The following is a 21,497-nucleotide window of genomic DNA, read 5'->3' on the forward strand; positions in this document are numbered from 1 at the left end:
CCTGCCACTTCGAGCAGGGGTAATAAGTAATTTCTACTGCCAAAACTCGAAATAATCAGCGCTATTTTTTTCAGCTTTAGGCATGGCTTGTGTACAGGCCGTTCCTAAATATAAAAAACCAACAATTTCATCTTTATCTGACAACTTAAGAGCCTGTTTCACCATAGGATCTTGCGCATACCAGCCTGTTCTCCAGACACCAGCGAAGCCTTGAGCTAACGCAGCCATTTGCATACTATGTACGGCGCAGGAAGCAGAAGCGACCTGTTCCACCCAAGGTACTTTTGCGTGTTCCTGATACTTAGAGATAGCAACAATAACCATAGGTGCTCGAATAGGCAATTGAGGAGCACGCTCTATGTCTTTATCAGGTTTGTCTGCGGCAATAGCCGCTTGCTTATATATTTCGCCTAATCGAGTCAGGCCGGCTTTTTGACATATTATAAACTGCCAGGGGGTTAAACTGGCATGATCTGGGGCTCTTAATGCGGCTTGCATAATATTTTCTAGGACTTGACCTTCAGGAGCTGGATGTTCCAAGCGAGGTTGAGAGTGTCGATTAAGTAGTAGATCTAACGCCTGCATATATTTCTCTTTGCTAAAAATTGACTATGACTGACGATTATATCATTTTAGAAAAATATGTAACCTGAACTCGGGATAATGAGTGTCGTTTTGAATTGAACTTTACCAACGATTCAAACACTTAAAAATATGCCCCCAGTTATATTGGGGTTAAGGTTTATTCGATGACGAAATTTTTCGTTTATAGCAAGGCGGTTTTCGTACGTAATAGCTGGCTATTACTAGTAAATCCAACGCCGCTAGGCACAAAAAGCGCGTTATCGAGAGGCTCGGCTTATCCCGAGCTCAGGTTATGTAGTCACTTGCTGATAACATAAAGATAAAAAAGGCGCCTAAACGCCTGATCTATATTAATGATATTGGTTAAGCCAGCAGTGTTTTAGCTTGTGCTTGCCAACTATTAAAACCCCGCACTTTTTCAAATTGTTTTAATTCTGTAGCGGTCCCCACAGTTGGATGAGCGATTTGTTCTAAAGTAGTAATACCCGCTGCAATCAATTTTTTCTGAGTCATAGGCCCCACTCCAGTTAGTGAAGCAATGGTCGGTTTTTTCATTGCAGTAGCGGCTTTGGTTTTGTTTATTGCTGCGACCTTAGGTTTAGCTGGCGCTGATTTCTTTACTACTGATTTTACCGGCTGAGAAGCTGATTTTTCTTGAGCTGCAATTAAATCGACAATACGTTTATCAAAATCGGCCTGTATTGTTAGTAACTTTTGATTAAAAGCATGCTCCAGTTTTTTCTGTAATTTAGCCACAGTTTTATTTGTTGTTGTGCTTAGTTTTTCAACTTTTTTACTTAATACAACAATCTGTTTCTGCAAATTTTGTTGGGTAGATTGTAGCTTTTTATCTATTTTCTTTAGCTGTACCGTTTCTTTTATTTCGGTTTTACCTGCACTTTTTTTAGCCATAACTTTACTCTCTTTAAATAATTAGGGTTGAACATCTAAAATTTAACAAAACAACACGATATACTTTGTATATACAAACAATATACCTAAGTTTATTTAAGGTCAATAATTGTTCAAAAATTTATAGGTTAAATGGACTATCATTGCCTGTTTTACAATAAATCTTTTAACCTTATCGCGGCTATTTTTTGCTGCGCTAAAAATAGCTCTGCGGTAGCGACAGCATCATTTAGCGCGTTATGAGCAAAATAGTTTGGTAAATGATGTTTGTGCCGCAAAGCTGGAAGTCTTAATTCTTGCGGATCATAAGCTATGTCTCTTTGATCTAGTTTACGTTTCGCTATTGCCAAGGTATCTAAAACCATGAATGGTGGAGCCACGCCATATAATTCTAGACAAGCTTGTTTTAAAAATTGGGTTTCAATTCGAGCGAAATGAACCAACATAACTCTACCAGCCATTTCATCTAACAAAGCCTCAACAACTACTCGTAATGGTTTTCCTTGAGATTTTTGTTGATCAGTAATTTGGTGAATTATTACATTTTCTGCAGCAAGACGATCTTTTGTGTCGATAATTTGATGGTAACAACTCTTTAGCTTAATTTGTCGTTTATCGATTCTCACAAAACCAACACTGAGCAACTTGTCGGTTACAGCATTTAACCCTGTGGTTTCAAAATCGACAGACAAAATAGGTAGGTCTGATAAACAGGTTTCTTTGCTAGGAAAAGGCACAGATAAATAATCATATAGAGGCCCATTAGTTACTTTTTTTAAAAGACGCTTTCTTCGCGCTTCAAAACCAAATAGATTATCGAGCAACAATGTACCCTCCCCTAAATAACAGCTGATTGTCGATAATCTTGCATCGACTTAATAACTTTAAAAGCATCTTTTAAATGTTCTCTTTCTAGAGTCGAAATATTTTTAGGATCAATGTAGCTGTTAACAGGAAGTTTCTTAAATAACAGTTTGGCTTGGTGCTCGAGCCTGACAGATGTTAAAAATACATAGGCATCTATTAAGTTTTCAGCTGAAGATTTTGTTAATGATTGAGTGCCCGAACATAGCTGTAATCGTTCGAGTGTATTTACCGCAGCAACCCCCTCGCTTAACGCGTAAATACGAGCTAAATCAACAATAGGCGCAATACCATTATGTTTTAAATCAAGTGTCGCATTGTGTTTACCGTCTTGTATTAACACAAAGTTTCTGAAAAAACCTAAAGGGGGCCGAGATCGCAATGCATTAGAGGTCATATGAGCAATAAATAGGCTACTGACTTTGGTTTTTTCTAACATCCTCCGACGTACCTTTTCAAGCAAGTTTACATCACCATAAATAGTAGTTAGATCAAAAAACACGCTGCTATTCAGCAAAGATTTGGGGCTAGGAATATCTACCCATTCATCAAAATATTGTTGCCATATTTTCTGGGGTTGACGCCATTGTTTGTTAGTTGCCATGATATCGCCAGGACAATAAATAAACCCACATTCGTCTAAACCATCACTAACAAAGCTTGCTAACTTTATAAACCAAACGTCATCCTCAGCTTTCATGCTGTCACAAATAATTAAAGCATTGTCTTGATCTGAGTGTGCTAATTGCTCTTGCCTAGCTTGAGATCCTGCAGCTAACCAAGCATAGGGAACCGGTGCTGCTCCCAACTTTTGTTCAGCCATTTCAATTAGTCGTATGGTAAATGCCATAGTAATAGCACTTATGCTTTTACCAATATGATCGGCATTCGCGCCAAGAGTGGTAAGCTTAACTTGTAATTTATTCAACAACTTGCTGACTGTCACTAGCTCTGCAACTGAACTAGCTTTGTGAATAATACTGGTCATGTTAACGGCATTATGTTCTTCATTATTTACCAAATCAGTCACACTTACCATGCCCACTAGTTTACCAAGTTTGGTGACCGGTAAATGATGGATATGTTTGCTAGTCATGGCAATTAATGCGTCATATGCATTGCACTTAATATCAATGGTAGCAATGGCCTCTGTCATTATATCGTTTACTGGATTAGTAATAGGCAAACCTAAGGCCACACAACGACGCCTAATATCTTTGTCGGTTACTATACCTAACCTCATGTCCGTACCTAGCTTATTGATATTGTTTTCATCAACCACCACTAAGCAAGAAAATCCCTGTTTAGTCATTTTAATGGCCGCCTCTTGAATAGTAGAAGATGGGGGTATGGTGGCTACTGGATGATGATAAAAATCTTCAACAGAGGTATTACTAATTGAAGACGACAAAATAGCAGCCTCATTGAGTTTACTTTTTTTGCTATGAAGACGTTGTTCTGAAGAGTGCTCTAAGAAATCAATCACCTCAGGTGAATTGACTAGTAGGGTTTTAAGCGTTTTATAATCTAGGCTGTAAATTAAAGAGTCTTCGTCAACAATTACGGCAATATTTGTATTTAAGTCAATTCTGTTTTGACAAAAAATAGCGCAAATATCACCTTCGGCATATTTTTCTGTCAGCTCTTTATTAGCATCTAAATAACGCAAAGCGCCTTTACGCAAAATGTACAATTGTGGTTGTTCAATGTCATCAGGTGATAAGTGTTCGCCTACCCTTAAATAGCTAATGCTAATTTCTCTTATCACTTTATCCAGTAAGGTGTCAGGTAATAAATCAAAGGGCGGAATCGTACCTACAAAAGTAGTGACTTCAGCTAATTCATTATCCATATCAAGACCTTTTGGTAACGTTTATACAACTAACTTGGGGTGACTTAGCGATTAAGTCAACTGATAAATGTAGGTATAAGACCAAGGTGGTATATCTGCAAAAAACAAAGCTTGGTAGTGTTGCAGCCAGTTAGAGTTGTATATAAATTGTTATCGGTTGTTTTCAGATTTGTTATAGAAAGCACTTGGCGGCATATCTATATTCAAACTTTTTCTCAAAAAAGAAGTTATTACAAAAAACGGTGTATGTAATAAATTAAATAGCATGCAGTGCTAGGAGAATAAAATGGAAAAGAAGACAACATATTGGCAGGAAAACCTGCGCCTAATAGCAATATGTCTAGTCATTTGGTTTATCGTATCATTTGGCTTTGGTTTGTTATTAGTAGAACCCCTAAACGAGTTTCGTCTAGGTGGATATAAACTTGGATTCTGGTTTGCTCAGCAAGGTTCAATTTATGTTTTTGTAGGTTTGATTTTTTGGTATGGCTATAAAATGAACAAGCTTGATAAAAAATACCAGACTGAGGATGAATCGTAATGGATGAGTTAAAACTATATACCTACATAGCGGTCTTCGGTACTTTTACCTTATATTTCGCAATAGCTTGGTGGGCTCGTGCCGCTTCAACCAGTGACTTTTATGTAGCAGGCGGCGGCGTTACTCCCTTGCAAAACGGTATGGCAATTGGTGCCGATTGGATGAGTGCTGCGTCATTTATTTCAATGGCTGGTTTGATTGCTTTTTTAGGATATGGTGGTTCTGTATTTTTAATGGGGTGGACCGGTGGTTATGTACTACTCGCTATGTTGCTCGCACCCTATATGCGAAAACACGGTAAGTTTACTGTTCCTGAGTTTATTTCTGATCGTTATTATTCAAAAACCGCTCGAATTGTTGCTGTTGTTTGTTTAATTCTTGCTTCGTTAACCTATATCATTGGTCAAATGAAAGGTGTGGGTGTTGCATTCTCTCGTTTCTTAGAAGTTGACTACGGTTTAGGCTTAGGTATAGGTATGGCCGTTGTTTGGTTCTACGCAGTGCTAGGTGGTATGAAAGGCATTACTTATACACAAATAGCGCAATACGTTGTGATGATCTTTGCTTACACCATTCCTGCTGTCTTTATTTCTTTCCAATTAACTGGTAATCCCATTCCACAACTTGGCTTAGGCTCTACACTTGCTGATGGCAGCGGTGTTTACTTGTTAGACAAATTAGACTTAGTAGTGACTGAATTAGGCTTTAAAGAATACACTACAAGTAACATGAATGGCTCATTAGATATGTTCGCCTATACCATGTCACTGATGATTGGGACTGCGGGTTTACCTCATGTCATCATGCGCTTCTTCACTGTTCCTTCAGCACAAGCAGCTCGCTCTTCTGCAGGATATGCATTAGTTTTCATCGCATTGTTGTATACAGTGGCTCCCGCTGTAGGGGCAATGGCTCGTCTTAACTTGATGAACACAATCGAACCTACTGCCGGCCAACATTTAGACTATGAAAAGCGTCCTCAGTGGTTTAAAGACTGGGAAAAAACAGGTCTTTTGGAATTTGAAGATAAAAATGGTGATGGTAAAATACAATATTCAGCTGACGCCACAACTAATGAAATGGTCAAAGTGGATAATGATATTATGGTGCTAGCAAACCCTGCTATTGCTAACTTACCTAACTGGGTCATTGCATTAGTGGCTGCCGGCGGTCTAGCTGCAGCACTGTCCACCGCTGCAGGTTTATTACTGGCAATATCATCCTCAATTTCCCATGATTTAATGAAGGGAGTATTGACGCCTAATTTGTCAGAAAAAAATGAGTTACTGTCCGGGCGAATAGTCATGACAATTGCAATTTTAGTCTCGGGTTACCTTGGTTTAAATCCGCCTGGATTTGCCGCGGGAACGGTGGCGCTGGCCTTTGGTTTGGCAGCGGCATCAATATTCCCTGCACTAATGATGGGGATATTCTCTAAGAAAATGAGTGGCACTGCAGCAGTAGCAGGTATGTGTTCTGGTATTGGTATAACCATGCTTTATGTATTCCAACATAAAGGAATTATGTTTGTGCCAGGTACCTCATTCTTGGGAGATATGGCGCCAAATTGGTTCTTTGGCATCTCGCCAAATGCATTCGGAGTTGTGGGAGCCTTAGTAAACTTTGCCGTTGCCTTTATCGTGTTACAGTTTACCGGTCCTGCACCTAAACATGTGCAAGACTTGGTCGAAAACATGCGCAGCCCCGGTGGCACAGGTGCAGTCAGCAATCACTAGGCATACTATGTCTACTGGACCAATCATTATTATGATTAAATAGTAATCAAAGGCTAAAGAGTTGCTCTTTAGCCTTTATTTTTTAAATGTTTAAATCCAAAATTTTTAATAAAAATCAGTTAACATAAATAAAAATAATTCAGTTAAAACCGCTTTTATTTGATATCAAAAAATCATTCAAGCCCTAAAAAAGATAAAACAATGAATAAACATACAAGAACTGCATTTATGGTGGCGCCAATTTTAGCTGTAATTGGTTATATAGCGGCAGATTATTATGCAGAAGGCCAAGCTGAAGAACAAAAAGTCATTCAGTTACTGCCATTTAACAACTGTGACGTGATCAATCAAACCTGTATTTTAAGAGCTGGCGAGTTCGAAGTGAATGTCTTTGACAAAAACAACTTAACAACAGTCAACGCAACTTTTCCGCTAGACAGCGCAACGCTATTTTTGGTTGATAAAAATAATAATCCAACCCCCTATCCTTTAGGCATGCTACAAAGTCCTTATTATTGGCATTCAGAAACTAATCTACGCGATTTAATTGGTGATTCAGGACAAGGTTACAAACTGCGACTTGTATTAAATATCAAAGGTGGAAGTTATATTTCAGAGTTTTATACAGAAACTCAATAACATTGCCTGAGGCTGGCAATAACTAAGCTTCTTCTAATACCAATCAGTATTGAAAAGTAGTCACTCTGCGAGAATTTAATAGAATTGGTATAACAAACGAGTGTGATGAGTATAGTCTTATCACCAATCAATCTGTGTATTAACTGTTAAGTACTTTAACGTGAGCCACCACACTTCGCGCAAGTGCACTAAGTGCATAGCCACCTTCTAACACAGATACTATTCTGCCGTTACAGTGTTTTTCTGCTAAGGTTTTCAGGTTTTTAGTTATCCAGACGTAGTCATCTTCTACTAAACAAAGTTGACCCATTTCGTCTTCGGCATGAGAGTCAAAACCAGCAGAAATAAAAATCATTTGGGGTTTAAACTGCTCAATAGCTGTAAACCAATGTTTTACCATTTCTCGATAATTAACTCCCTTAGTGGCGGCCGGAATAGGCACATTAATGATACCCTCACGAGTCGGTTCATCACCAGTAAAGGGATAAAACGGATGTTGAAATGACGAACAGAACATAATTCGCTCATCATCTTTGACAATGTCTTGCGTGCCATCACCGTGGTGCACGTCGAAATCAACAATAGCCACCCGCTCTAAACCATATTTTTCTAAGGCATGCATTACCCCAACAGCAATATTATTAAAAATACAAAAACCTGATGATTTGCTCCGACTAGCATGATGACCCGGTGGTCTCACAGCACAAAATGCACTTTTGGTTTTTTTTTTCATAACTAAGTCGACTGCATCAACAACCGCGCCGGCGGCATATAAGGCTGCATCTAAACTTTTGTTCATCATTATGGTGTCGTCGTCTAACCACACCCTTTCGTTTTTTTCTTTAGGTGCACGATCAAATACACTTTTTATAAAAGCCTTATCGTGAGCACGTTCTAAAGACGACATTTGAACGGGTTTTGCATCAGCAAAACGTAAAACATATTCTAGTCCCGAAGCAATAAACTGGTCGTTAATTTTGTACATTCTATCTGGCTGTTCGGGATGTTCATCACCCATATTATGCAAATTGCACTTATGACTTCCTATGATAGTGACTGTCATGATAATTCTCCGTTATCAGGCTCAACTTTATCAACTTTGCTCTCGGTGTTTAAGTATTTGATTAGTTCAATTTCGCCAGGGTCTGAATCTAACGCCCGTACAAAACCAAATTGTTCAAACACAGAAATCATCGGCAGATTATTATTTTTTACCAATGCAAACATATTCTTAAGCCCACGTTTTTCGGCAATATTTATCATGGCTTTTAACAAACGACTGGCCATGCCCTTACCTTGATTAGTCTCACGAGTAACAAACGCCACTTCACATGAGTTTTGTTGTGGATATAGATAATACCGTCCGACCGCTTCAAGGCGCACCTTAGAGCCATCTTGACGAACAATGGTTAATGCCACATCTTTACTTTGATCAACACTGACAAGATCACATGACTTCTCGCGAGTCATGGGACCAGGTACAAAGTTATAACGTAAATTGATAGTTTCTTTGGTGTGGGAATAAAAAAACTCTTGCAAACGACGTTCATCAGAAGGATTGAGAGGACGTAAATAAAACCGTTGATTTTGAATTTGAATACGAGAAATTTGCATTTCACCTAACTCAGGGATATCGGTCGGCGTTTGTTTTTGGTAATTAGGTACCCAGAACTGCTTACGGATCTGTGCAAGAAGTCCATCTCTAAATTTAGGATGTGCCACCCGAATTAATTCAAGGGCTCGCTCACGCACACTTTTACCTTGTAAACTGGCAATACCAAACTCAGTCACTACAAAGTGCACATTACCTCGCGAGGTAACCACACCCGCGCCTTCCGATAACGTTGCCACTATGCGTGATACTTCACCATTTTTGGCCGTCGAAGGTAAGGCTATGACAGGTTTACCGTTTTTACTTTTCGACGCCCCCGTGACAAAATCAACTTGCCCACCAATACCGCTGTAAAATCGATATCCAATAGAATCGGCCACCACTTGACCACTTAAATCCACTTCAAGAGCACTATTAATGGCCACCATATTGTCGTTTTTAGCAATATTGGTGGGTTTATTCACATAGGCAGAAGGATAAAATTCAACATGTGGATTCATATCAACAAAATCATACAGTTTTTGTGAGCCAAAACAAAAGCTGACCACAGTTTTACCTGGATGAAAAGTCTTGTATCTATTGTTCACAATGCCACGTTGAATTAGCTCTACCAAACCATCACTGATCATTTCAGAATGGATGCCTAAGTTTTTATGTTGATATAAATAACGGGTAACGGCATCGGGAATTTTGCCTATGCCCAATTGCAAGGTAGCGCCGTCATCTATCAACATAGCTGAATATTGACCAATACGATCAACAATTTTAGTTGCTTCTGGCAAACTGACTTCAGGTAATTTTTGCTCGCATTCGATAAATGCACTAAATTCACTGATATGTAAAAATGAATGTCCACATGTTCTTGGCATGAGTGGGTTCACTTGGGCAATAATATGCTTGGCAGCACGTGCCGCAGACATCACAACATCCACCGAGACTCCCAAGGAGCAATAGCCTAATTCGTCGGGTGGCGAGACCATAATTAAAGCCGCATCCAGAGGTAAGGTGTCATCAGTAAACAAACCTGATATTTCTGATAAAAAACACGGTGTATAGTCTGCGCGGCCTTCTTCAACCGCTTTCCTTATCAGGTCGCCGTAAATAAAAAAAGTATTTACTTTAAACTTTGCAGCATATTCAGGCAAAGCCCATTTATTATCTGACAATGTACTTATATGAGTTAGTTCAATATCGTTTAAGTGTTTACCATCTTCAATAAGGCTATCAATTAGTGCATTAGGGACGCCTGCATTTGAGCCAATAAACACGCGGCTACCTGAATTGAGCATGCTATGCCAATCAACTTTATTTGTGCATCGATATTTGGTCAACTGCATGAAACACCACTCTAGAAAAATGTTTAGTGATTATCTTATCAATAATAACGGCGAATTTATTAGAACCAGAGCCGTTTTTTTATATATTCTAGTTTGAGAATATCCAGTGATAAGCGCGAAGCTAATTTATTTGGAATTCAAGCCACGTATCTGTATTAATCGTCTCTTTGTGGATGTTGCTGACAATAAAATCTAACCATAATAGTTACGTTATAGCAGCGTTTAGTCAACACAGTGACGTAATGAATTTAAAGTCGATATTAGGGGCAGTCAATGTCGAAGTAAACGAGACCATGGTCTTAGTAAGATTTTGAATCAAGCTATGTTAAAGTCATAAACATTAGTATTTAATTGTTGGAAGAAGAGTATGGTCATAGGTTGGGTGATACTGGCAATTGGCTATTTGGCCGCTTTGTTTTGGATCGCCAGATGGGGTGACGGACATTCTGGCTTGGCCAAAATAATCACTTCACACCCAGTGATCTATTCTTTAGCATTAGCTATTTATTGCACTGCTTGGACTTTTTTTGGTTCAGTAGGAGAAGCATCTCGTAATACATGGAACTACCTGCCTATATTACTTGGCCCTACCTTGTTGTATTTATTTGCTTATCGATTTCTACTTAAGCTGACCGGAGTCAGTAAAAAACAACATATCACAACTATCGCCGATTTTATCTCGTCACGCTACGGCAAGCGACAACTTGTTGCACTACTCGTTACTATCATCGCATTACTGGCCACCATTCCTTATATCGCTTTGCAGTTAAAGGCCATAGGCTCAGCGTTTTTATTAGTCTCTGAACTGCACAATGCCAATGGTATTGTGCTTGGTGTGACTTTATTTATAGCCATTTTCTCTATTTACTTTGGTACCCAACGCACTGATGTGACCGAATATCGCCGGGGATTGATGTTGGCGATTAGCTTTGAATCTTTGGTCAAACTTTTCGCGCTTATTGTTGTAGCCGCTTATGGCTTTTTCTGGTGGCAACAAGCAAATAAAGGAGCGATTTTAACCTCATTTAGCACTGAACAAGCCATAAATAACTTTATGACAGTTCCTTTTTGGGCACAAACCTTTATGGCGGCTGCTGCAGTGATCTGTTTACCTCGACAATTTCATGTAGCAGTAGTCGATAACTTAAGCCTGTCTCATTTAAAAACCGCACGCTGGTTATTTCCCTTGTATTTGTCTCTTATTGCTATAGTTATTCCTTTGATTGCGGTTGCTGGGAAAGCCATGCTGGGCGCAGAAAGTGAGCCTGATACTTATGTACTGGGTATCGCCATTATGTCCGATTCTTTGCTGCTCAAAATGTTAGTTTTTTTAGGTGGCTTATCTGCTGCTACTGCCATGATAGTTGTTGCCACTCTGACTCTAAGTACTATGTTGACCAATGATGTCATCCTCCCAACATTACTATCTGCCAGCAAGCCTCATCAGTCTGCGCCAGATTACACTCGGCCCATTTTGTTTATCCGCAGAGGAGTCATAGCAGGGATACTTTTACTAGCTTACCTATATCAACAGCAAATGACGGGAAGTCGTTCTCTGGCTTCCATAGGTTTGATTGCTTTTTCATTAGTTATCCAATTACTCCCTGCGATTGTTGGTGGCTTGTATTGGAAGCGTGGGCACGCTCATGGCGTATATGCTGGACTCATTGTGGGTGTTGTCGTGTGGGTGCTTTGGCTGATATTACCCATGATCAATGGCGAGGCAGATCTAATATTGCAAAATACAGCCATTAGCGAAGGAGCAATACTCAGTTTGATGGCTAACGGCATTGCATATATTGCATTTTCTATTTTGTCCGAACCACGATTGATTGATCGTGTTCAGGCTGAAGCCTTTGTTACCCCGTTGAATGGGCGAAGTGAGAATATTAATAAACAAAACCATACCACTACCATAGGTGATCTTGGTACTTTATTGTCGAGATTTTTAGGCGAAAATCGCAGCCAACAATTACTGCAGGACTATCAACTGCAACACAAAGTCACTCTCGAATTAACTGACAGTCCTGATGAAATATTCTTAGTCTTTTGCGAACGCGCCTTGGGCGGAGGTATTGGTGCGTCCAGCGCTAAAGTACTTATTGACAGTATATTAAGTGGTAAACGTATGAACTTTGAAGAGGTGGTTAACTTCTTCGACGACACTACTCAAGCAATTCAATTTAACATTAGCGCTTTATTTACTTCTTTAGAAAGTTTGGAACAAGGTATAAGTGTAATTGATAAAGACCTCAATCTGGTCGCTTGGAACAAAAGTTACCTTGATTTATTTGATTATCCAAGGGAATTGATTAGTGTCGGTACACCAATAGAAACCCTGATACGTTATAATGCCGATCACGGTGAGTGTGGCGTTGGAGATATAGAGTTACTAGTACAAAAACGTTTACAACATATGAAAGTGGGCACCAGTCATCGCTTTTTACGCCAACGAAGTGATGGAAAAATGATTGAAATGGTGGGCAATCCCCTCCCTGGTGGAGGTTTTGTCACCAGTTTTAATGATGTGACTGAACACATAGAGATCCAACATGCGCTAAAGGAAGCGAATATTGATCTTGAAAACAGAATTCAAAAACGCTCCCAAGAAGTACAAACTATTAATGCAGAGTTACATACAGAAATCGCTCGACGTGGTGAAGCAGAAAAGAAACTGGTTAATGCTCGTAAAGTAGCTGAGCAAGCTAATGCCAGCAAGACCCGTTTTTTGGCGTCAGCCAGTCACGACATATTACAACCTCTAAATGCCGCCAAATTATATTTAAGTGCTATACAAGAAACACAGTTAACAGGGGATGTTAATAAACTTGTAAAAAAACTAGGTGATAGTTTAAATGCTAGTGAAGTGTTGATCGGTACTTTATTAGATATCGCTCGGCTTGACCAAGGAGAGATGCAACCTAAAATGAGCTCCATAGCGTTACTGCCTTTAATTAGGCCGCTTATGGAAGAATTCAATATGTGCGCACAAGCAAAGGGACTAAATTTACATGGCCGACTACAAGACCTATGGGTGCAGAGCGATCGTACCTACTTGTACCGAATACTGCAAAATTTACTGTCCAATGCCATTAAATATACTCATAAGGGCAAAGTTTTACTTAGCGTACGTAAACGTCAGACGAGTGTTCTGATCCAAGTCTGGGATACTGGATGTGGAATTGACGATATTGAGCAAGACAAAATATTTGCAGATTTTTACCGTATAAAAGACCATTCCGAACAGGGAGTTGGCTTAGGGCTTGGTGTTGTTGCTAGGCTAAGTGAACAGCTAGATGTCCCCTTAACGGTAAGATCTGTGCTGGGTAAAGGAAGTTGTTTTTCTATTCTATTACCCCGTATTAATGCACAAACATCACAGATGCTTGAACAAAAGCCTAAATCGTCTCAGGCCTTAGCAAGCCTTAGGGTACTTTGTGTAGATGATAAACTAGAAAACCTTGACGGGATGAATGCTTTATTAAGCAAGTGGTCGGTAAATTTTACGGGAGCCCGTGGTACTCAGGAAGCTTTTAAAACTCTTGATAATTCCATCCCCCAAGTATTAATAATGGATTATCATTTGCAGGAGGATTACAACGGTTTGCAATTAATCGAACTTATTCGTGAAAAATTGGATTATGCTATTCCAGCGATACTGGTCACAGCAAATGAACAGGAAGATATCCACACTCGTTGTACTGAAGCCAATTGTGCTTATCTAAATAAACCAGTTAAACCGGCTAAGTTGAGAGCTCTGTTACAGGCGGCGCTAATTCAAGTTGCGAAGCAATAAGCACAGCTTGAGTCCGGTTATTGATATGTAATTTTTTGAAAATTGCGGTGACATGGGCTTTAACTGTTGCCGTAGCAATATTCAGATTGTAGCCAATTTGTTTATTTAATAATCCGTCACGCATATAACATAGCACTTTATACTGGGCTGGGGTCAGGCTGGATACCTTATCAGCCAACTCGGTAAATTCACTGTCTAATTCAACTTCGCTTGCCGCAAAACTTTCTGGCAACCACACATCACCTTCAAGCATAGTATTAACTGCTTCGGCAATTTGTGCCGCGCCGGTTGTTTTTGGTATAAAACCCAATGCCCCTAGATTAATAACTTTAGACACAATATTTTTGTCTTCTATACCTGATATCACGGTAACTGGGAGGTCTGCAAATAGTTTGCGTATGTGAATTAAACCGAACAAGTCGCCACTGCCCGGCATATGTAGGTCGAGTAGCAATAAATCAATATCTAGATCTTGTTGAAGAAGGCTGACAGTCTCGGTCAGATCGCTCGCTTCTATTATCTCTAAGGGGTCAAAATGGGACGCTAAGGCACTACTAAGAGCGTCACGATATAATGGATGATCATCAGCAATTAGTAGCCTTAGCATAGTGTTCCCATAAAGTTATCGTTTTATTATTTATTCAACCTTTGTTGGATCAGTGTATCAACAACTGATGGGTCTGCCAATGTCGATGTATCACCTAATTGTTCATATTCGTTAGCAGCAATTTTACGCAAAATTCTGCGCATGATTTTCCCCGATCGGGTTTTGGGTAATGCATGAGTCCACTGAATCAAATCAGGTGTGGCAATTGGACTAAGTTCTTTACGGACCCAATTGATCACATCTTTGGTAAGCGCATCATCACATACTACGCCCTCAATTGGCGTGACATAAACGTAGATCCCTTGGCCTTTTATATTATGGGGATAACCCACAACAGCTGCTTCTGCAATGGCTTCATGTGAAACTAAAGCACTTTCAATTTCAGCCGTACCTAGACGGTGGCCAGAGACATTCAGAACATCGTCTACTCGTCCAGTAATCCAATAGTAGCCATCTTCATCTCGCCTAGCCCCATCCCCAGTGAAATAGTTACCTTTATAAGTGGTGAAATAAGTTTGAATAAAACGTTGGTGATCACCATAAACAGTTCGCGCTTGTCCAGGCCAGCTATCTTTTATTATCAAATTACCTTCTGTCGCTCCTTCTAGTTCTGTGCCCTCACTGTCAACCAATGCAGGTTGAATACCAAACAATGGACGTGTTGCAGAACCAGGTTTTAAAGGGGTGATACTTGGTAAAGGTGAAATCATCAATCCACCTGTTTCAGTTTGCCACCAAGTATCAACAATAGGACATCGTCCTTTGCCAATTTTTTCGTAATACCAATTCCATGCTTCAGGGTTAATCGGCTCACCAACGGTTCCCAATAAACGCAGAGATTCTCCGCTGATCCCCTGTGCCGCACGATCACCTTGGGCCATCAATGCTCGAATAGCAGTGGGAGCCGTATATAAAATATTAACTTTGTGTTTATCGACAATTTGCCCTATCCGGCGAACATCCGGATAGGTAGGCACACCTTCAAATAGTAAAGTTGTTGCTCCATTTGCCAATGGCCCGTAAATCATATAACTATGACCTGTTATCCATCCAACATCAGCTGCGGACCAAAAAACTTCACCTTTGTGATAGTCGAATACATATTCGTGTGTCATGGCTGCGTATAACAAATAACCACCTGTCGTATGCACCACCCCTTTAGGCTGCCCGGTTGAACCTGAGGTATACAGAATAAATAAAGGATCTTCAGCATTCATGACTTCTGGTTCACACTCAGCGGGACAATCTGCTACAAGTTCATGCCACCAGAAATCTTTTGCATGCCAATCTACCTCTGAACCAACATGTTTAAACACAACAACATGTTCCAAAGTTGCGCATTCATGCTCTTCAAGTGCCACATCAACATTCGCTTTTAATGGTACCGTTTTGCCTGCACGCATACCTTGATCGGCGGTTATTAAGACTTTTGCGCCACAGTTTTCGATACGATCTGCAATTGAGTTTGGGGAAAACCCACCAAAAATAACTGAATGCACCGCCCCTATTCTTGCACATGCCAGCATTGCATAAGCAGCTTGAGGAACCATAGGCATATAAATAGCCACACGATCGCCCTTTACTACGCCTAATTTTTTTAGTCCATTTGCTAGTTTTGACACTTCGTCGTGTAAGCTTTGGTAACTAATTAACTCACAGGACTGAGGATCATCTCCTTCCCAAATGATGGCAGTAACATGACTGCGGTTTTCAAGATGACGGTCAATGCAGTTATAAGATACATTAAGCTGACCATCCTCGAACCATTTGATAGATAAGTTATTTGGGTCGAAAGAAGTGTTTTTAATAATAGAGGGGGCTTTGTACCAGTCTAATCTTTTCGCTTGTTCAGCCCAAAATTCATCTGGTGATTTCACCGACTGTTTATAGAGTTCAAGATAAGCTTGTTCGGTTAAATGACTATTTATTTTTGCCTGTTCAGGCACCGGATATATTTTTTCTACCATGTCTACATTCCATATTCTGTATAAATTTCATTGAGATACTTTATTCTCATCAGAAAACATGGAAATGGGACTTTAGTCTTATAGACCATGAGCTTATATGCAATTTGATAATTCTGGTTCAAAGTTTACAAAGATTTAACACTCTAGGACAAACACATGAATAACATCATAAAGAAAAGCACAGCACTTGGTCTATTGCTTGTGGGTACTCAGCTCATTAGTTCAACGGCCAATGCAGCGCCATTCGAAATAGACTTCAAAAATGGTAACAAGATCAAGTTTGGCGGCTATTTAAAAGCTGATGCACGATATGTCAGTGGAGATTTAAATTACCAGGATTATTGGATAGGCAATAATCCTGGGGCAGTAGATACTTCTAAACTGGGATTAAATATAAAAGAAAGCCGCTTCAACATTTCTTATATTCATGGTGATTGGACTGGCTTTGTTGAAATGGATTTTTACGGTGGCGGCGGGAACGAAATTATTAGTAATTCTGTGAACCCACGTTTACGTCATGCTTTCGTAAAAAACAAAAACTGGTTAATCGGTCAAACATGGTCAACTTTTATGCCTCTAGCTGCTTTGGTTGAATCTTTAGATTTTGGTGGACCAATGGTTGCAGAAGGATTTATAAGACAAGTGCAGATCCGATATTCCGTTGGGAATTGGCAATTTGCTTTAGAAAACTCACAGACCTTTGGAGACAATGACGGCAATGGAGTATCGGGCAATGTTGGCGTAACTGGCAGCAATAATGATCCAGATAGTAAGATGCCAGATTTTGTAGCCAGATATAACTTTCAAGGTGATTGGGGACAAGCGAGCGTAGCAGGATTATTAAGAAAAGTAGACCAAGGTGGAATCGATGCCACAGCGACAGCGATTAGCCTTTCCGGTAAAATAAACTCAATTGGTAAAGACGATATTCGTTTTCAGTTAACACTTGGCGAATCAGGTCGTTACGCCGGAATCACGTTAGCTACAGATATTGTTGTTGACCCAATAAGCAATGAAACAAAAACAGAGGACACAACGGCTTGGTATGTTGGATATAGAAGAATGTGGAGCGATGAGTATCGCAGTACAATTTTTTACGGTAATGGTGAAACCGATATTCTAGGACATGACCGTTCTCATTACGCTGTTAACCTTATCAGGCAATACACGCCTAACATGATAATTGGTGTTGAGCTTGGTAAATATGTTGTCGATGACGGAGGTTTAGATCTTGATTCGAGCTATCTGCAAACTTCAGTGAAGTTCACCTTATAGGTTTAAGACTTGTTAGCCCCAATCCGGCAATAAATCTTAATGGATATAAAATAATACCAACTCCAATAAATGTACACTCAGCGAGAATTTAATGGAATTGGTAGTATTCAGTTTGATGTGTAATACCAATAAAAAAGGAGCCTTGCGGCTCCTTTTTAGGTTTTAACTTAACTCAGCGATAACTTATTCGTTACCTTCAGCAGGCGCTTCTGCTGGTGCTGGTTTTTCGATTAAGTCTTTTATGCTTAAACGAACACGGTTTTGACGGTCAATTTCAACTACTTTCACGTCTAGGATTTGGCCTTCTTCTAAGAAGTCAGATACCTTGTTAACACGTTCGTGAGCGATTTGAGAAATATGCACTAACCCTTCTTTACCAGGTAATATTTCAACAAATGCACCGAAATCTACGATACGAGTCACTTTACCTGAGTAAGTTTTGCCGGCTTCAACTTCAGCAGTCACTTGCTCAATTTTAGAGATGGCAATTTCAGCTTTAGCTAGTTCAGTAGCGAAGATCTTAATAGTACCGTCATCTTCGATTTCGATATTACATTCAGAAGCTTCGGTGATAGCACGGATCATCGCGCCACCTTTACCAATTACGTCACGGATTTTATCTGTTTCTACTTTCATTGTATAAATACGTGGAGCAAACTCAGACATTTCTTCACGGTGACCAGCAATCGCTTGGTCCATTACACCTAAAATATGCAAACGTGCTTCTTTCGCTTGTTTAAGCGCGACTTGCATGATTTCTTTAGTGATACCTTCAATCTTGATATCCATTTGTAGAGCAGTAATACCACCAGTAGTACCGGCTACTTTAAAGTCCATGTCACCTAAGTGATCTTCGTCACCAAGAATGTCAGAAAGAACCACAAAATTTTCATCATTTTTCACAAGGCCCATTGCAATACCAGCAACAGATGCCTTGATAGGTACACCAGCATCCATCAATGCTAAAGAAGTACCACAAACAGAGGCCATTGAAGACGAACCATTTGATTCAGTGATTTCAGATACAACACGTACTACGTATGGGAAATCTTTCTCAGACGGCATTACCGCTTGAATACCACGTTTTGCTAAACGACCATGGCCGATTTCGCGACGCTTAGGTGAACCAACAAAACCAGTCTCGCCCACACAGTATGGAGGGAAGTTATAATGCAACATGAAACGGCTATCAGTTTTACCGTTTAAGCCATCAATCATTTGTGCGTCACGTTCTGTACCTAAGGTAGCAGCTACGATTGCTTGAGTTTCACCACGAGTGAACAAAGCAGAACCGTGAGTACGTGGTAACAAACCAGTGGCGACGTCTAGAGCACGGATCATCGCAGGATCACGACCATCAATACGCGGTTGACCAGCAAGAATACGTGAACGTACAACATCACTTTCTAGTTCGTGAACTAATTCAGATACTTCTTTAGCACTTTGCTCTTCATCAGCAGCAGTTATTTCAGCAACTGTTTTTTCTGTTAACGCAACGATAGCGTCTTTACGCTCCATCTTGTCAGAAATTTGGTAAGCTTCAGTGATACCTGCTTCTGCAAGTTCTTTGATTTTAGCTTTAAGAGCAGTGTTTTCTTCAACAGCTTGCCAATTCCAAGAAGGAGTATTGACTTCAGCAGCAAACTCACTTACCGCGCCAATGACTGTTTGTAATTGCTCATGGCCGTACATTACCGCACCAAGCATCACTTCTTCAGATAAAATATCGGCTTCAGATTCAACCATCAATACTGCACCTTCAGTACCAGCAACGACTAGGTCTAACTGGCTATCTTCAAGTTCAGAAGTACGAGTGTTTAATACATATTGTTCATCTTTATAACCAACACGTGCTGCACCGATAGGACCATTAAAAGGCATACCAGAAATAGCAAGAGCGGCAGAAGTACCAATAAGAGAGATAATATCGGTAGGAATTTCTGGGTTAGCAGAAACTACAGTTACAATAATTTGTACTTCGTTCATAAACCCATTTGGGAATAAAGGACGAATTGGACGGTCAATCAAACGCGAAGTTAATGTTTCGTACTCAGAAGGACGACCTTCACGTTTGAAGAATCCACCAGGAATTTTACCTGCAGCGTAAGTACGCTCTTGATAATTCACTGTTAGTGGGAAGAAATCTTGACCAGGTTTAGTGTCTTTTTTACCAACCACAGAAACTAATACACTTGTATCGTCCATGCTTGCTAATACAGCGGCTGTAGCTTGACGAGCAATTACGCCAGTTTCAAGAGTGACAGTATGCTGACCATACTGAAAAGATTTAGTAATAGGAGTCATTTTTTTCCTTTAAATTAATGTCGAGTAGCACATATGGAACTACTCATTTTGCTTTTTCTATATCGCTTCTAAATGCGGCGCATAGTATAGCGGCTCAAGCCGAGTAAAAACAGTCATTTGAGAATATTCTAAAAACTTAATTATGAGATATGTGACCAGTAGCACTTAAAGGTTTATTATTTTACCAAACTCAATGCTTTTATATTTTTTCTAACTTGTGATTTCAAGGTGTTTTCAAATTAGTCGAACCCATTATTCTGTGCTATTTTCGTTATTTATGGCTGATTAACCCAAAAAAAGGAAAAATGTGTCTTTGAAGGATCAACAAATTGAAGATTTACAACGGGAATTAGAACTCACTCGCGTAGACTTTTCTACTCGCCTGCATAAATTAGAACAAAAGATTGGTTTACTGAAAAATACTGCTGATCTCAACAGCCAAAACACAGTTACAAGCGATAGACAACAAATTGCTCCACAGTCATTAAAGTCCCACAACAAAGATATCTCTCCTGAAATACATCTAGCCGCAATCCTGGAGGAATCGCATAAGACTCATACCCCTTCATATATTGCCTATTTTATGAGAGAAGCCAATCAACAACTCTCCAGTTTATTAGCTCCTTGTGTTCAATTTGCTTCGCCTGTGATCAATTTATATAAACATTATCAAGCAAAAAACCAAGCTCCCATTTTTGTCTTTATGTTAATTGGCATAGTATTATTAGTTGCTGGATTTGGTTATTTAACTCAACTTTTGGTAGCTGAATTAGGCGCGGGCAGTAAAACATTACTACTGTTTATCGTCGCTTTGGCTACCACTTTATTCGGAGCCTATTTTGCAAAACGTAACCAGTACCCAGAATTTAATTCCGTTATTATTGCCTTGGGTTTATTGCTTAACTATATAACCGTTTATATGGCTGGCAGTTTTTACCAACTTCTCCCTGATTGGTTGGTATTACTAAGCTATTTTATTATTGCCATTATGGGATTTATTTTATCCAACAAATTCGACACTAAGATTGTCAGCAGCTTATCTATAATAGGCGGGGCAGCTATTCCCTTGATATCCCAATTAGATCAGCTAGGTACTATTTATTATTTAATTGGTTTAGGCTTTATAGTGCTAACCAGTCTCTATCAAGCCAATCAGAAAAATTGGCCGTGGTTAAGTTATACCAGTATTTTTGTTACCTATTCTTGCCTAGAGTTTTTACTGCTATTTGCTTCTCACTCCACTTTTATCGCTTTATTCAGTCAAGGTTTTTACTGCTTATTTTTATATTATTTGTGTCGTTTGTTTACTTCTCAGAACAGTTTTAGTAAAGACTTTATCTTATTATCTGTGATTACCTTATTCGCCAATATTGGTATTTTATATCAAACTGAATTCAACAATCTGTGGATACTGCCTAGCCTAGCCTAGCCTTTATCAATCTAAGCATTAGTGCTTACCTAGCTATCCAT

The 21,497-nt window shown here is 39.6% G+C and carries 15 protein-coding genes; 6 read left to right on the plus strand and 9 right to left on the minus strand.

Going from position 1 to position 21,497, the window contains the following annotated elements:
- Positions 1-33: 33 nt before the first annotated feature.
- The 4 genes from GQR87_RS13375 to GQR87_RS13390 form a co-directional block, all read right to left on the minus strand.
- The gene (locus GQR87_RS13375; protein WP_158970113.1) at positions 34-585 is read right to left on the minus strand and encodes an NAD(P)H nitroreductase; all 552 of its coding nucleotides are present in this window, start codon (positions 583-585) and stop codon (positions 34-36) included.
- 363 nt (positions 586-948) lie between these two features.
- Positions 949-1,497 carry a hypothetical protein gene (locus GQR87_RS13380; protein ID WP_158970115.1) on the minus strand — a complete coding sequence of 183 codons (549 nt, stop codon included), beginning with the start codon at positions 1,495-1,497 and terminating at the stop codon, positions 949-951.
- Positions 1,498-1,649: 152 nt separating this feature from the next.
- A complete protein-coding gene (locus tag GQR87_RS13385; protein WP_370459608.1) occupies positions 1,650-2,321 on the minus strand; it encodes an exonuclease domain-containing protein in 672 nt (223 codons plus the stop codon).
- A 14-nt stretch (positions 2,322-2,335) separates the two neighbouring features.
- The gene (locus tag GQR87_RS13390; RefSeq protein WP_158970119.1) at positions 2,336-4,213 is read right to left on the minus strand and encodes a putative nucleotidyltransferase substrate binding domain-containing protein; all 1,878 of its coding nucleotides are present in this window, start codon (positions 4,211-4,213) and stop codon (positions 2,336-2,338) included.
- 286 nt (positions 4,214-4,499) lie between these two features.
- On the opposite strand from GQR87_RS13390, the gene GQR87_RS13395 reads away from it, so the two are divergent.
- From GQR87_RS13395 to GQR87_RS13405, 3 genes are all read left to right on the plus strand, one after another.
- Complete coding sequence (locus tag GQR87_RS13395) at positions 4,500-4,754, plus strand: DUF4212 domain-containing protein (RefSeq protein WP_158970121.1); 255 nt, start codon at positions 4,500-4,502, stop codon at positions 4,752-4,754.
- Positions 4,754-6,490, plus strand: coding sequence for a sodium:solute symporter family protein (locus GQR87_RS13400; protein WP_158970123.1), 1,737 nt, complete (start codon positions 4,754-4,756; stop codon positions 6,488-6,490). Before GQR87_RS13395 ends, GQR87_RS13400 begins: the two co-directional genes overlap by 1 nt.
- A gap of 201 nt (positions 6,491-6,691) precedes the next feature.
- Complete coding sequence (locus GQR87_RS13405; protein ID WP_158970125.1) at positions 6,692-7,129, plus strand: hypothetical protein; 438 nt, start codon at positions 6,692-6,694, stop codon at positions 7,127-7,129.
- A 139-nt stretch (positions 7,130-7,268) separates the two neighbouring features.
- Here GQR87_RS13405 and GQR87_RS13410 read toward each other — a convergent pair whose 3' ends face one another.
- Positions 7,269-8,192: a histone deacetylase family protein gene (locus GQR87_RS13410; RefSeq protein ID WP_158970127.1), complete on the minus strand. Its 924-nt coding sequence runs from the start codon at positions 8,190-8,192 to the stop codon at positions 7,269-7,271.
- On the minus strand, positions 8,189-10,078 hold the full coding sequence (locus GQR87_RS13415) for a bifunctional acetyl-CoA hydrolase/transferase family protein/GNAT family N-acetyltransferase (protein ID WP_158970129.1): 1,890 nt from the start codon (positions 10,076-10,078) through the stop codon (positions 8,189-8,191). Before GQR87_RS13415 ends, GQR87_RS13410 begins: the two co-directional genes overlap by 4 nt.
- Positions 10,079-10,445: 367 nt before the next feature.
- Here GQR87_RS13415 and GQR87_RS13420 point away from each other — a divergent pair, with 367 nt between their 5' ends.
- Positions 10,446-13,874 (plus strand): PAS-domain containing protein, encoded by a 3,429-nt coding sequence (locus tag GQR87_RS13420; RefSeq protein ID WP_158970131.1) that lies wholly within the window; start codon positions 10,446-10,448, stop codon positions 13,872-13,874.
- Here the strand turns inward: GQR87_RS13420 and GQR87_RS13425 are convergent.
- Both GQR87_RS13425 and acs read right to left on the minus strand, forming a co-directional pair.
- Positions 13,822-14,481, minus strand: coding sequence for a response regulator transcription factor (locus GQR87_RS13425; protein WP_158970133.1), 660 nt, complete (start codon positions 14,479-14,481; stop codon positions 13,822-13,824). The genes GQR87_RS13420 and GQR87_RS13425 overlap by 53 nt on opposite strands.
- Positions 14,482-14,507: 26 nt before the next feature.
- Positions 14,508-16,448 carry an acetate--CoA ligase gene (gene acs, locus GQR87_RS13430; protein WP_158970135.1) on the minus strand — a complete coding sequence of 647 codons (1,941 nt, stop codon included), beginning with the start codon at positions 16,446-16,448 and terminating at the stop codon, positions 14,508-14,510.
- A gap of 156 nt (positions 16,449-16,604) precedes the next feature.
- On the opposite strand from acs, the gene GQR87_RS13435 reads away from it, so the two are divergent.
- Positions 16,605-17,723 (plus strand): DcaP family trimeric outer membrane transporter, encoded by a 1,119-nt coding sequence (locus GQR87_RS13435; protein WP_158970137.1) that lies wholly within the window; start codon positions 16,605-16,607, stop codon positions 17,721-17,723.
- Positions 17,724-17,906: 183 nt separating this feature from the next.
- Here GQR87_RS13435 and pnp read toward each other — a convergent pair whose 3' ends face one another.
- Complete coding sequence (gene pnp, locus GQR87_RS13440) at positions 17,907-20,027, minus strand: polyribonucleotide nucleotidyltransferase (RefSeq protein WP_158970139.1); 2,121 nt, start codon at positions 20,025-20,027, stop codon at positions 17,907-17,909.
- Positions 20,028-20,334: 307 nt separating this feature from the next.
- Here pnp and GQR87_RS13445 point away from each other — a divergent pair, with 307 nt between their 5' ends.
- Complete coding sequence (locus GQR87_RS13445; protein WP_158970141.1) at positions 20,335-21,456, plus strand: DUF2339 domain-containing protein; 1,122 nt, start codon at positions 20,335-20,337, stop codon at positions 21,454-21,456.
- The last annotated feature ends 41 nt before the right edge of the window (positions 21,457-21,497 follow it).

The sequence above is a fragment of the Paraglaciecola sp. L3A3 genome (assembly GCF_009796765.1).
Lineage (GTDB): Bacteria > Pseudomonadota > Gammaproteobacteria > Enterobacterales > Alteromonadaceae > Paraglaciecola.

Excerpts from the sequence above, each read along its gene's own strand:
- GQR87_RS13400 (WP_158970123.1), top strand. The coding sequence starts at position 4,754 with ATGGATGAGTTAAAACTATATACCTACATAGCGGTCTTCGGTACTTTT.
- GQR87_RS13390 (WP_158970119.1), bottom strand. The coding sequence starts at position 4,213 with ATGGATAATGAATTAGCTGAAGTCACTACTTTTGTAGGTACGATTCCG.
- acs (WP_158970135.1), bottom strand. The coding sequence starts at position 16,448 with ATGGTAGAAAAAATATATCCGGTGCCTGAACAGGCAAAAATAAATAGT.
- GQR87_RS13375 (WP_158970113.1), bottom strand. The coding sequence starts at position 585 with ATGCAGGCGTTAGATCTACTACTTAATCGACACTCTCAACCTCGCTTG.
- GQR87_RS13380 (WP_158970115.1), bottom strand. The coding sequence starts at position 1,497 with ATGGCTAAAAAAAGTGCAGGTAAAACCGAAATAAAAGAAACGGTACAG.
- GQR87_RS13415 (WP_158970129.1), bottom strand. The coding sequence starts at position 10,078 with ATGCAGTTGACCAAATATCGATGCACAAATAAAGTTGATTGGCATAGC.
- GQR87_RS13425 (WP_158970133.1), bottom strand. The coding sequence starts at position 14,481 with ATGCTAAGGCTACTAATTGCTGATGATCATCCATTATATCGTGACGCT.
- pnp (WP_158970139.1), bottom strand. The coding sequence starts at position 20,027 with ATGACTCCTATTACTAAATCTTTTCAGTATGGTCAGCATACTGTCACT.
- GQR87_RS13420 (WP_158970131.1), top strand. The coding sequence starts at position 10,446 with ATGGTCATAGGTTGGGTGATACTGGCAATTGGCTATTTGGCCGCTTTG.
- GQR87_RS13435 (WP_158970137.1), top strand. The coding sequence starts at position 16,605 with ATGAATAACATCATAAAGAAAAGCACAGCACTTGGTCTATTGCTTGTG.
- GQR87_RS13395 (WP_158970121.1), top strand. The coding sequence starts at position 4,500 with ATGGAAAAGAAGACAACATATTGGCAGGAAAACCTGCGCCTAATAGCA.
- GQR87_RS13410 (WP_158970127.1), bottom strand. The coding sequence starts at position 8,192 with ATGACAGTCACTATCATAGGAAGTCATAAGTGCAATTTGCATAATATG.
- GQR87_RS13405 (WP_158970125.1), top strand. The coding sequence starts at position 6,692 with ATGAATAAACATACAAGAACTGCATTTATGGTGGCGCCAATTTTAGCT.